Genomic DNA, 13,178 nt, shown 5'->3' with positions numbered 1-13,178 from the left:
TAGCCTGCGACGGCTATCGTAATCGAATCGTCTCACGTATGCACTCAATTGCGTGTTGGTTGAGAGTCAGTGTGTAAGATATCACATTTGAAGCGAAAACATAGAAACCTTGACTAGTTGGCCCATTGAGAACGCAGCTCTTTTGACGACGCTGCTCTTTTCGTCATCATTTCCGCAAGTGTGAACCAGCCAATGCCAATCACGGTTTGATCAGTGATTCACACAAGCAGAGTGAGTTTTGGTAACATCGTTTCAGGCCGTAGTGATGACCACTTTTCAGCAGAGTGATTTGACCGTGCGAAAATCCCACCAGCTTAAGTGGCTCATGATCATTGTTGGACTTGTGACATTTGCAGCAGGTTGCCATGGGCAAGACGAGCTCAACGAAACCGATTCCACGGTGATCGATCAACGGACCGTGCAATCAGTAGTCCGTTACGCGGTCGACGATTTTACAGTCGGCTGTCGAGTTCAACCGAAACCTCTGTCCGGAGATCAGTATTTCGGAACGCTGCCAATTCTCAACAAGCTTCCGGGACCGATCTCGTGGGGGCGGTTGAGTGAGATGAATGTCGAGGAACTGGCGATTTTCGGCGGACCGGAGTCCGGCGAGCGAACCGGTGACAGATGGAGTCACGGCGTCGAATGGGCAGCAGCGGCACGTTTGTCACGACCCGTTGAACTCAAATCCTTGATACGGCAATGGCGCAAGTCGCTTGTGCCACGCGAAGTGCCGGACGATCCCCAGCCCGAACCGATGTCTCTGGACGGTGTTGACGGCTTTCGAATCCCCGCCGGTAGCTTTTTCCCGCCTCCCCGAATCTACAGCCCAATTCGATTTACCGACAGTGACGGTCAACCGGTTCCATTCGGAGTCAATGTGGGAAATATCGACGAATACCGTAGCTATATCGCTTGCGGAACCAAAGCGTCCGCCATTTTCACGCTTGATGGAATCGACGAATCCCTTCTCATCGACGACGAGTTACCATTGGAACTGCGGTTCCACGTCTTCCTTACGTCCCGTCTTCCGCAGGAGTTCCCTATCGCGAACATCGAATTGCGAAATCCGAAGACGGGATTGCGGAGCGAACCGCTGTCGATCCAGGCTCAGTCGTTCGTCAATCGCCGTCTCAACTTTCCGCGTCGTCTGACGGTGATCGCTGCTAAAGGCAGGCGGCAAGCCGACCTTCTGCGAGATCTGGTTTCCGAGGGCCGATTGGAAGTCGTCCTCACCGGCACACATTATGGTACCTATTACGGGGTGGGCGAATTCGACCTGAATGTGTTCGTGCCCGCGTTTGAATATGTCGCAATCGACAATCGAGAACTCGTCGTCGCCCAAACGCCGGAAACACTTCAGACGATGCTCCAGAATGAGAAGAAGAAGCCAACAGAACTCGCCCGGCGTCTTTCTCAGCCCGGCGACATCGTGGTGTCCGGCATGGGCCAGCGAAAACCCGACCGTCTCGTGCTTGGGAATATCTTTCAGATGCTCAATGACGGACCGATCTGGTACAAATTGGCGACTTTGAATGAGTTCACGGGTGCCGTTCGCTTGGACCGAGAAAGAACAGTGGAGATTTCCGCGAAGTTCACTCGGGAAGCCACAGCCCAGTCGGTGGGTCAACGTCTCGGTGCGGAACTCCGCAAGTTACAAGTCCAGACGCAAGACGCTATCGAAGATCATATCAATCGAGTGACTGTCAAGGCGCAACTCGCAACGTTAGGGATGGATGGTGTTCCCTTCGCCATTCCCTACGAAGGTCATCCAGTGACCCATGAGGAAAAGACCAGGGAGCGAACAGCCGCCTTTCTGAATGTCATCGATGACATCTTCGACGGCATTCAAACCGAAACTGAGAAGAATCGACTATTGATTCAATTCACAGTTCCTAAGAGTCTTTCAAATTTATCAAAGTCGAATGAAATCGTGTGGGCCAAATTGGATTTAGGATTGGCAGGTGATTTGTTCAATTTTGAGAAGTTCGATCGCGGCGATGAAGCGTTGCAGCGGGCCACAAACCGTATTCCCCACGTGACCGGAGCATGGTTTTGGCGGGCTTGGCAGCTCGCGTACAACACTCCTTCTCGTATGAACGGTTATTGGGCGCGTTACGTCTGGATTCGCCGGGGGATCAATAGTTTACTCGACGGTGCCGAGCAAAATCCGAACACGATCGATCTGCAGTGGATGGCAGCTCGGTTGATTAGCCGTAAGATTGGTGAGGCCGGTGATCGCGAAGCATTTCGCGAATTCTTTTCAGAGGATCAGGAATTGCATCAGCGGTTGGCAAGATGGATTGATTTGGACCAAGCAAAATCGCCCAGCCAACAAGTCGACAACTTTCTCGTCGCAAAACTGTTATTCGAATATTGCATTGAACGGCTGAAAAACAAAGACGTGACAACGATTGTTTGGCGGCCGCTGATCTACTCCAGACCGGCTTCAACTCAGGCACGATATGCGGACTCGCTCACGCGGAATGGTCATTGGGATGCCGCCGCAGATGCCTGGAAAGAAGCGGAAATACTACACGAAGACTTCAGCGAGCTGCAGTGGGCAAACCGAAATGATCGTTCCGAGAATTCCATGGATTTCATTCATCGGACTCTCCGCCTCGATTTTTGGTTGATGCGTTGTCGGTTCGAGCAAACAGATGAAATCCAGACGATTCGAAAGTTGTGGTATCAGGCGGACGAACTTGCAAGACAGTCGAAATGGGAACAAGCGATCCAGTTCTATAGTCAATCACTTCAGAAGCTAGCTGAGTTTCGAGGTCACCATCCCAACGAATATGCACTGTTGGCAGGCGATTTCCGAGATGTTGCCTTTGGCTACAAGGCGGCCAAGGAGCAACAAGGTGAGTCCGAAGACAAATCCAGCGAAGCGATTCTGAGTTCCCTCAAGTCTTCAGAATCGTATTCGACTTACTCAATTATGATCGATCCCGAACGTATCCGGAACTATCGAAACCAGGACTGAATGCCCTGCCCAGCTCAGCGTCAAAATCTCGATTGCTCAGTGGTCAAGGCCTCTCGGTCACTATGGGTCTTTGCAAGGGGATCCGGATGCCAGTCCGATCAGCTACAGATCACACGCGGAATGTCTTCTGTCGGTGTTCTCTGCCCAACCGCTCATCGACACGCGAAACCGGAAAGCAATGTTCACGGCACGTAGATCAAGCTCGGTACTGTAGTGATTCGACTATCTGCTAGTCTACAGAGGTACTTTTTTAGAACTCGTACGAGATACTTTTCAAGATATCCAAAGTCTGCCGGTGAGTTGAATGATGACCATCGAACATTGATGATGCCTGTATGTGCTAGGAATACATTGGTTGTATTCTTTCACGATGGATTGGTACGTTCCAGTTGGCTGGGATACGAGGAAGAGTTAGGAGATTCGATTTATGATGAAGACACTATTCTATTCTGTCTGTGGTCTCCTGCTGACGTTTACTTCCAGTCTTGCTGATGATCAACCGAACGTGCTGTTGATCGTCTCGGAGGACAACGGCCCGGAACTGGGTTGCTATGGTGATCCTTACGCTTCTACCCCGAATCTTGACGGGTTAGCCGCCGAGGGTGTGCGATTCGCGAATGCGTTTGTGCCCTACTCGGTCTGTTCGCCGTCGCGAGCCTGTTTTCTTACCGGATTGCGTCCGCACCAGAACGGGCATATCGGGCTGGCGACGCACAAGTTTGCCATGTATCGCGAAGACACGCCGAATTTCGTCACGCTGTTGAAAAAGAGGGGTTACCGTACGGGCATCATTGGAAAACTTCATGTGAACCCCGCGTCTGCCTTTCCGTTCGATTTCACCGCAATTCCATCCGCGAATTTCCAACGCAAGCAGTCACCCGCCGATTACGCTGCCGAAGCCAATCGGTTTTTCGCTCAGCCTGACGGTGCCCCCTGGTTCCTATCCGTCAACTACCCGGATGCTCATCTTCCGTTTCTGCGTCAGGCGAATCAGTTGCCGATTGACCCGTTGGACGCTGACGAAGTGAAACCGATGCCGTGGATTGGTGTCGACACTCCTCGACTAAGAAAGCAAGTGGCGAACTACTATAATTGTCTTGAGCGGTTGGACCATGCCGTCGGACTACTGCTTGACGAATTGAAGAAGACGGGGCAGGCCGACAATACGCTCGTTTTTTACATTGGTGATCACGGGGCCCAGTTTCCCCGTGGCAAGGGAACGGTCTACGAACCGGGACTTCGTGTTCCGATGATCGTTCGTTGGCCGGGGCATACGCAGTCGGGTCAGGTTCGGCACGAACTGGTTTCCACGCTCGACTTGCTCCCGACCGCACTTCGAGCCGCTGGCGTTCAACCCGAAGGCAACTTGCCAGGTCGGGCTTTACAGCCGTTGTTGGCAGAGGCTGCTACCGACAAGACGCGGCGATACATCTTTGGCTTCACAACGGGGTCGTTTCCCGGAAACTGTTTTGTCCAGCATTCCGTACGCGATGAGCGGTTCAAGCTGATCTCAAGTCCGCGGCCTGGAACGGACAATCTGATTGCACGCTCTTACCTCAATCCGTCACATCCGTATTTCGTTGTCTCCGGCGCGACGACTGCGGACCAATCCGCAATTGCCCTACACGTGCGAAACGGATTCGACCGTTGGCTCCGTCCGCCGCGTTTTGAACTCTATGACCTCAAGAACGACCCGCATGAATGGCACAATCTCGCCGACGATTCAGAGTATGCCGCCGTCAAAACCCGACTGATCAAAACGCTGACCGAGATGCAAAAGGAAACTCGCGATCCGTTTCTCGATCCGGCGAATGTCGAGGCTTTTGTGGCCGAACAAGTCAAGAATCGGGACCTTCGCTATCGCCGGAACAAGAACTTCCGCTGGTCGTACCTTGATACGTTTCCTGCATGGCGAAAGAGTTCGCGGGGGGCGACCGACAATCAGACCGAACGATAATGCTGGCTATTGATTCGGACCCTGACAGAGACAGCCGTGTAATCAATCTTGAAAACCACCCAGATCTTGAGTCGGCTCTTGAAGGTCGCGTGTCAAGCTGATGGCGCCGACACCATCAGCGTTCCAGTGACTTCAAACAGTTTACGTGGCCCCGGAAATCGCTTCGGCAATATTCTGTGAATGGTCGCGGACCCGGGTGTACGCATTCAGGGCGGTCATGAACGCGATGCTAATACGCGGTGGAACCGTCCTGTTTGAAAGCTCTTCCAAGTGGCGGTCGCGTAACTGTTTGATGTTCGTTTTAATTTGTTTGCGATGGGTATCGATGGCCAGGAGTACGGTATCGTCTCGGCTCACGTTCGCCTGATCGACTCGGTCGAAGTAGTTGGCAACCATTTCATGTAGCGTCAGCAGGTCGGCACGTTGGGTATCGGTAAAGCGGAGTCCGTCCTTGCGAAGGTTCTGATCGAGTTTGAGCAAGTTCAATAGATAATCGCTGATCGCCTCGTATTCGTGGGCCATACGGAGTTGCTCGCGGGCTTCCTCGGCCACAGCGTGAGGAACGCTGCCAGAAAGCAAACTTGTCATGAAAATTGCGACCTCATCTTGGATGGAGTCAAGCACTTGCTCGCGGCGGTAGAGCCGATCGGCGAGACGGCGATCCGGTTCTTCCTGTTCGAGTAGGGTTCGCAGCCACTGCATCATCTTTCGGCATCCATCGCCCATCTTAAGGATCTCTTTGCGAGATTGCTCGATGGCGAGAAGTGGCGTCTCGAGCATCCGGATATCTAGGTCATCAAGGTGCGGTTTCTCTTTGTACGGTTTGGCAGGTACCATCCGCTCTAGCCACCGAACAAAGACGGGAAGAAACGGCAGAAACAGCAGCGTGTTAACGACGTTGAAGATACTGTGCGTCGCTGCGATGGCCCGTGTGGTCGTGGGGTAGGTCGCCTCTCCATTCTGCATGACAGCCTGGTCGACACTGCCATCAATGAGCCACTGAATCAGTTCGATATACCAGGGGAAGATCAGTGTGATCCAGAATACGCCAACCAAATTGAAGATCACATGGAAGTAGGCGGCCCGTCGAGCATTCGTGGTGGCTCCCAGCGAGGCCAAATAGGCGGTGATCGTCGTGCCGATGTTCTCGCCCAAAACAAGTGCTGCCGCTGTGGGATAGGAGATGAGTCCCTGGAACGCGAGCGAGATGGTGATACCCAGCGTGGCGGACGATGACTGGACAAGTATGGTCAGCAAGCAACCCACCAACGCGCAGCTCATAACCCCCAGATAATCATCGGCCTGAAAATTACGAAACCAGGCTTCGAACTGAGGCAGTTCTTTGATATGGCCGCAAGCGTCTTTCATGAGTTCCAGCCCGAAAAACACCATCCCGACACCCATCGCCGCCAACGCCCAATACCGCCAACGATCCCCCTTACTGAACAGGTAGACAAAAGCGGCAAACCCGAGCAGAGGCAGACCATATTTGCCGACCTTCAACACAAGAATCCAGCCGGTGATGGTGGTACCGATATTCGCTCCCATAATGACGCCGACAGCCTGTGTTAGTTGCATGACGCCGCTATTGACGAATCCGATCACCATGACCGTTGTGATCGAACTCGACTGGACAACGCAGGTGACGATTATTCCTGCCGTCGCCGCCAGAAGGCGATTGTCGGTGACGGCTCCGATGATTTTCCGCAGGCTGGGGCCGGCCACGGCCTGCATACCCTCGGACATATGCTTCATGCCCAGCAGAAAAATCCCCAGACCGCCGATGACGGTCAACACGATTTGCACGAGGTTGGCGATGTCCATTGAGTGCCTATGGGCGAAAACCGATGGGTGTAATTGTGAATTTTATGTGAAGGTGTAATGATTGTAATGGAAACGCCAAAAGTCACAACTCGGCCCACACTGTTGAAAAACAGGACGGCCATCGATGGAAATGGAATTTGCATGACACTTTCGGCTTCACGGAAGTACGGGGCCACATTTTCGTTCGCGTCGGAAGTGGGCCTCAGGTAGCTGAGTCCGGGAAGCGACAGTCTAGCCACTCATTCCCTCGGTAAGTTGCCGGCAAATGTCGATGAATCCAATGTCCGATCGTGTTGGCGAAGGAAGTCCGTCTTTGTATTTTGGTGTAGGCCGGAGTCGTCGCTTGTTAGAAATTCGGTTCGAGCGTTTCGGAGTATTCGCATGCATGAAACGACCTTCAGACCAACACGCCGGACGTTCTTGCTTTCAGCGGCATCGAGCTTTGGTGGTCTCACATTGACACCTCAGTGTTTCGCGATGGCGGATCGGAGTCGCAAGCTGCCGAGGTTGTCGCTCGTGGTTGTCAGCGACACTCACTTGGGCTACCGCGACAAAGAGCATGCCGCCCGACTCTGGGAACAAACCGCTGTAGAGATCGGCAAATCATCTGCCGAGTTAGTCCTCCATTTGGGGGACATCGTTGATGGTGGGCGTGAGTTGCAGTACCCGATCTACCTCAAAACGCGGGAGAAGATCGGCAAGCCGGTCCACGAGATTCCCGGCAACCATGATCCGCAGCCACTCTTCGAGAAATACATTCGTCAGCCGGTAGACACCGTAGTCGAACACAAATGGCTGCGATTTCTCTTACTAAACAACGCCCGATCCGACTCGCACGATGGCTTCATCTCCGATGACCAACTCGCCTGGCTTGAGACTAGCTGTAAGGAGGCGGAAAACGATGGAACCTATGTAGCATTGTGCATGCACGTCCCTGCCCACACGAATCAACACCCCGATCGAGGTTGGTATGTGAAACCGGAACACGGTCAACACGAACTCTACAACCTCCTCACCCGACATCGGGATCGTATCCTATGTCTAATGCATGGCCACTTTCATAATGGTATCCGTGGCTGGGAGGACCATAGGCCAGTCCACGAGATCGTTTTTCCCTCGGCTCTCTACAACCAAAGTCGTCGTTTGGAGGAACAGAACGCTCCCGGCTACAACCTGCCGGAGTTCCGCCCCGGCTATACGCTGATCACAATTGACGACGGTCAGATGCGACTGCGTTATCAGCCGGTGGGAACGGCGGACTCCGTCGAGAAAACTTGTCAGCTCGTATCCCTGAAGTCAATGCAGAAGCAACAGTAACCAACCGCAGAACCACTGCGTTCATTGTGCCTCGGCGGGTTTTGCCGCTCTTATCGAATCTGATTGTCAATCGCGGATGATTTACTTAGCCCAAGTCTATCTGTTGGAACACCAACTAGTGCATCTTTTGTCCTATCTATTTGCCACTCATCGCCCATACCCGCACTGAAGGGAGAAGGGACTCGATGCGAAACTCCACCGTGTGCAGCCATACCACTCAACACCGATGAGCAGGTGAATGACTCGGGTTGAGTACAACGATCAGTTGTATACATCGGTTGCCGCCAACATCACCACATTCGACCGATGGCTTGCCCTTGAGTGAATCGCACGACCAACCGCACGGCTGAAGCGGTACTAGCAATGCGAAACAGCGTGTGATAGCTTGTGATAAGAGCGTGACTCAATGAATCCAGTTGCGGCAACGATCTGCGTCGCGAGTCACAGCTTTCTTCAACTTCCTTGGCTGTAGCATCATGAACGCCGATCAACAGCGGCCCCCCCCTGTTGCATCCAAAATCCTATCGAGTTGGAATTCTCATGGATCGTCAAAAGCTTGTGTCCAGCATCGTTGGTATGGTCTGGCTTGTCGCGACGCTGGCGAAACCCTCACTAACAATCGCTGCGCCCAACGTGCTTTTGATTATCACCGACGAGCACAACTTTCGGACGCTGGGGTGTTATCGAGAATGGATGCCACGCGAACAAGCCGAAATGTGGGGGCTTGGGGCGGTAGTTTCCACGCCACACTTGGATCGCCTCGCCAAGGAAGGCGTGATGTGCACGCGAGCTTACGCCACCTCTCCCGTGTGTTCTCCCTGCCGAGCAGCAATGATTACCGGGCGGTATCCTCACACGGTTGGTGTGCCCACGAACAATCGTGTCTTGGATCGTACTGTTCCGACGCTCGCGGACCGCTTAAATGATGCCGGATATCGAACGGCCTTTTTCGGGAAATGGCATCTCGGTGGAAACGGCAAACCGGAATGGCAGCCGAAAGTCGACGGTGGATTCCAATTTACCAAGTTCATGTTCAATCGTGGTCACTGGAAGAAATTTGCATTGAAAGACGGACAGCCAATGGTCGGTGCGAGGAACAATGGCAAGCCAACATATGCAGTGGACGGAGCAGACCAAGAAACGTTTTCGACAGATTGGCTAACCGATCGTGCGATCGATTACATTTCGGATCAACACACAAAGAAACCGTTTCTTGCTGTAATCAGCTATCCAGATCCGCATGGCCCCAATACGGTTCGTCCGCCCTATGATCATCAATTTGACAACCTCCCCTTCGCTCCTCCGCGAACATACCTCAACGGGATTCCCGCCCCCAAATGGCTGGGAGCATCCAAAAAACATCCCAAATTTCGAGGCGATGACATGTCAAAGTATTTTGGCATGGTGAAGTGCATTGACGACAACATTGGTCGTTTACTCAGACAGATGGAAGAGACAGGCCAACTCGATCAAACACTCGTCATCATGACAAGTGACCATGGCGACTTATGTTACGAACACGATCGCCAAAACAAGGGGAATCCGTACGAAGGATCGGCCCGTGTGCCGATGATTCTTCGCTATCCGGAGCGGATTCGAAGCGGAGAAATCTATACACAGCCAATGGGCACGGTCGATTTGACTCCCACAGTGATGGGGCTCTTGAATCTGCCAAGCAACCCGCACGATCAGGGACGAGATCTGTCTGCGGAGTTAGTCGATGCTGCGGCAATCCAGAAGGCTGACAAAGAACGGCCACGGGTCACATTTCTTCGAAACGCTGGGCAGAATGCTCAATGGGTGGCTGCCGTGGATGCCCGTTACAAGCTCATCATTTCTGTCAACGATGTCCCTTGGCTATTTGACGCCCAACGGGATCCTGATGAAGTTCGAAACTTCTATGGCGAGCCGGAATCAAAGGTGGTCTCAGAGCGTTTAGCAAAAGCTCTGATTGAGTATGGCAAGATGTCGAAAGATCCTCATTTAAGTCATCTGAAAATCGCCGCGGCGCTCGAGAAAGTTCTTGGCAAGTCTCCCGAATGACGCCTGGTCTTCACTGCAATGAAAATTACAGTGCTAATATCAGCGGGCAGCAGTACCCAATCTTAGAACTAATCAGCGATCCAAATTGGTGCGGAAATGATACGATTCAATGAAGAGTACAGAACGACCTTCACTCTGAAGAAGTAGCCACGACATGATTCACAAAGGGTGCAGTCCATTTGGTGTCAGTCATTGAGTATCGTTCTCAATGCTTCTTCGACGATCATCGCTTCGGGAAAGTCTGCAGCCTTTTCTCCGCTTCGATCATGCACTCCACGGCTTCGCAAACGCTTGTTGTGTTGACGACCTCGCGGCGCGTTCATAGGGATGTGCATTCCCCCGAGTTCTTCCATCATCTGATAGAGGCGACTCTGCATCTTATCCCGTTGGTCGGCAAATTTAGGATCATGGATTAGGTTGTTCTGCTCATGTGGATCGGCCTTGATGTCGAACAACTCATCAGTGTCCCAAAGCCCGTAGTACGTGATGTACTTGTACCGGTCGCCACGCAATGAAAAATGCGTTGGCGTCATCGGGAAATTGGGTTCCCAGTAGTAGACGTACAGAAAGTAGTCACGCCACGTCGTCGATGCTGCATCTGCGATCTTCTGACTCTGCGAGTCTGCTGTGCCAACGTGTTCCGCCAATGGCAAAAAGCTCCGGCCGTCCATATGCGGTGGCTTTCGCAGGCCCATTGCTTCCATGATCGTCGGACCGACGTCGATATTCGCAACAACCTCATCCACTACAGTTCCCGCTTTGAGCAGATCGGGGCATTGCATCAACATTGGCACTCGGCTCGATGTCTCATAAGCGACTCGCTTGTCGATCAAACCATGCTCGCCGAACATGTAGCCGTTGTCGCCCATGTAGATGACGAGCGTTTCGTCATGAATCCCCATTGCTTTCAGCTGGTCCATCACCACGCCGATGCTATCGTCAACGCTGCAGAGTGCTTCGCAGTACCATTTGTAAATCTCCTCGATGCTGTCGACGGTATGCAAGGGAAAGTCCATGCCGTGCCAACTGTTCCGTTGGTCGAGAACCCAGCGTGGACGGTTTAGCGTGTTCTTCCCAACTGGATTCGCGTTTGCCGGTAGATTGAACGGTTTGTCGGCAAATTTGCCTTTGTACTTCTGCTCCGGCACAAAATTGCCATGCACTGCCTTGTGTGACAGGTAGAGAAAGAACGGTGTGTCGCTGTCTTGTTGCTGCTTCAGAAAGTCGATGGCGTAATCGGTCAGTTCGGTGGTGATGTACCCCTTTTGCTTAACCCGCTGACCATTGACGTTCAACGTGTACTTCGGATTCGGTGGTAGGTAGTGGCCTTGACCCTTGAAGCTGACCCAATAGTCGAAACCAGGTCGTGGCTGATCACTTCCGCCGCCCATGTGCCACTTGCCCACAAAGCCAGTGCGATAGCCGGCCTTCTGCAAATATTGAGGAAAGAAGAGCGTGCCATCGGGAACGGCTCGCTGGTTGTCAATCACTCGGTGCCGAAACGTGTATAGACCGGTCAGGATCGAGGCTCGGCTCGGTGAGCACAACGAAGTGGTCACGTATGCGTTTTTCAAATGCACTCCGTCGCGAGCCATCGCATCCATTCGGGGCGTCTCGGCGATGGGGTGCCCAAGAAAGCTCATTGCGTCGTATCGATGGTCATCCGATAAAATGAAGACGACGTTGCGAGGTTTAGCATCGGGGAGCAACTCAATCTGAACCGATTCTGGCACGGGAACAACACCAAGAGCGTCGGCAGCACTGGCCGCTCTTCCCCCGGAAAGACTCGAACAGGTGGCGGCAAACCACACGAGGGTGTGTATCAGGGGAGCACTGTTGTGGTTGTTTTTCATCGATCGCACTTTGTCAGCTTTCTTGATAACTCTCGCTCAGTCTGCCGGGCCATCCGACAACGGAACAATAATTATGGCAGACTGGAAGTCGAATTTCAGGTAACAGGTTACCGAGGAAAACTGAGATCACCATACGGTCAAAAAAAACTCGGAAGCAACGAACCTCTTGAATGACCAATTCAATGGAGGTTGAACCGGATATTTTAATGAGCAATGATGGCGATCTTCATGGCAATTTTCGGATAGAAGGTATAACGGAACCCAATCGGCGGTGATCGAAGTAGCGATCAAACCGCTTGGTGAGTGATTCCCGCAATCGCAGGAGTTCATAGACCTATGCCCGCCGAATTGGCAGAGCGGGAATCTCCTGATCGTTCCCGAGGGCGAATTCATCTCACTTTCGCCACCGAATTGAGTTTCGCGAGGACCTGCCGATCATGTGACCATTAAGCTGGCGTAAACCCATGAGTTGGATGACCTCAACACAGGGGATCCCTGAGATCTTCGAAGGGGAATCAACCCGAGGCACCTTCGACTCAGTCCCAAACCGCCCCCGATCAGAGACGCCCCCTCCAACGTTCAGGGTGGAAAATCTGAATAAATTGCCCCTGTCGCAGCGAGGTATATGAGCGACAGAACGACGTTCAGCAGCGCGACATGAAGACGCGAACCAAAAGACGGTCGGTGAACGAGTCTACTGAGAGGTCGTCGGTCCTCCGTGGAGAAGCAGGTGCTTTGAGGGGCTGTGGCTGGTACTCACAACCGGTTGTCATTGGGGAAACGTGCCGCCAAGTTACGGCCGTTCTGGCGAGACCGCTCGCAGGCGGTCAGCCAGAGAGGAACAGGCTGTGCTGCGGGCTCACGCCCACATGAACCTCGTCGGACCGCATCGGGATGCCGATATGGAAGATGGTGCGGTGACCGACGAATCGGGTTTTCTTGTTCGCCCTGAGTCGTGACTAGCATTCGAGTCCACCCCAGCATCTGAAAGATTCATAACGATCTGCCTGGGCGTATGCCGCTCGCGTCTCTTCACACCCATCTTTTTCAGTTCTCCTTCGTTCAAATTACGCGTGCGAAACCGTCATACCCCATCAATCCGTTTTTCAAAGGCCGACCACTCCCAAATCGCTTTCCCGCTACTCGATATCTGGGCTCTCACAAATGGGGACCCAACGTCGCTTTCTCCAAAAGAATT

6 protein-coding genes are annotated in these 13,178 nt (G+C 52.9%); 4 read left to right on the top strand and 2 right to left on the bottom strand.

The window, feature by feature from the left end:
• Positions 1 to 265: 265 nt before the first annotated feature.
• Together G6R38_RS26045 and G6R38_RS26040 are read left to right on the top strand one after the other, a co-directional pair.
• Complete coding sequence (locus tag G6R38_RS26045) at positions 266 to 2,986, top strand: hypothetical protein (RefSeq protein WP_166831732.1); 2,721 nt, start codon at positions 266 to 268, stop codon at positions 2,984 to 2,986.
• 427 nt (positions 2,987 to 3,413) lie between these two features.
• On the top strand, positions 3,414 to 4,943 hold the full coding sequence (locus tag G6R38_RS26040; protein ID WP_166831731.1) for a sulfatase family protein: 1,530 nt from the start codon (positions 3,414 to 3,416) through the stop codon (positions 4,941 to 4,943).
• 141 nt (positions 4,944 to 5,084) lie between these two features.
• On the opposite strand, the gene G6R38_RS26035 is transcribed toward G6R38_RS26040, so the two are convergent.
• A complete protein-coding gene (locus tag G6R38_RS26035; protein ID WP_166831730.1) occupies positions 5,085 to 6,767 on the bottom strand; it encodes a Na/Pi cotransporter family protein in 1,683 nt (560 codons plus the stop codon).
• Between the two features lie 381 nt (positions 6,768 to 7,148).
• On the opposite strand from G6R38_RS26035, the gene G6R38_RS26030 reads away from it, so the two are divergent.
• Together G6R38_RS26030 and G6R38_RS26025 are read left to right on the top strand one after the other, a co-directional pair.
• Complete coding sequence (locus tag G6R38_RS26030; RefSeq protein WP_166831729.1) at positions 7,149 to 8,084, top strand: metallophosphoesterase family protein; 936 nt, start codon at positions 7,149 to 7,151, stop codon at positions 8,082 to 8,084.
• Between the two features lie 540 nt (positions 8,085 to 8,624).
• Positions 8,625 to 10,127, top strand: coding sequence for a sulfatase family protein (locus G6R38_RS26025; protein WP_166831728.1), 1,503 nt, complete (start codon positions 8,625 to 8,627; stop codon positions 10,125 to 10,127).
• A gap of 185 nt (positions 10,128 to 10,312) precedes the next feature.
• Here the strand turns inward: G6R38_RS26025 and G6R38_RS26020 are convergent, their stop codons facing one another.
• Complete coding sequence (locus G6R38_RS26020; protein WP_166831727.1) at positions 10,313 to 11,980, bottom strand: sulfatase family protein; 1,668 nt, start codon at positions 11,978 to 11,980, stop codon at positions 10,313 to 10,315.
• Positions 11,981 to 13,178: the final 1,198 nt, after the last annotated feature.

Origin of the sequence: Thalassoroseus pseudoceratinae, assembly GCF_011634775.1 — a bacterium.
GTDB classification, from domain to species: Bacteria; Planctomycetota; Planctomycetia; order Planctomycetales; family Planctomycetaceae; genus Thalassoroseus; species Thalassoroseus pseudoceratinae.
This window is presented reverse-complemented; position numbering and strand designations above follow the sequence as displayed.

What these genes read in the sequence shown, in the direction of transcription:
- G6R38_RS26045 (WP_166831732.1), top strand. Translation starts at nt 266, where the DNA reads ATGACCACTTTTCAGCAGAGTGATTTGACCGTGCGAAAATCCCACCAG.
- G6R38_RS26040 (WP_166831731.1), top strand. Translation starts at nt 3,414, where the DNA reads ATGATGAAGACACTATTCTATTCTGTCTGTGGTCTCCTGCTGACGTTT.
- G6R38_RS26035 (WP_166831730.1), bottom strand. Translation starts at nt 6,767, where the DNA reads ATGGACATCGCCAACCTCGTGCAAATCGTGTTGACCGTCATCGGCGGT.
- G6R38_RS26030 (WP_166831729.1), top strand. Translation starts at nt 7,149, where the DNA reads ATGCATGAAACGACCTTCAGACCAACACGCCGGACGTTCTTGCTTTCA.
- G6R38_RS26025 (WP_166831728.1), top strand. Translation starts at nt 8,625, where the DNA reads ATGGATCGTCAAAAGCTTGTGTCCAGCATCGTTGGTATGGTCTGGCTT.
- G6R38_RS26020 (WP_166831727.1), bottom strand. Translation starts at nt 11,980, where the DNA reads ATGAAAAACAACCACAACAGTGCTCCCCTGATACACACCCTCGTGTGG.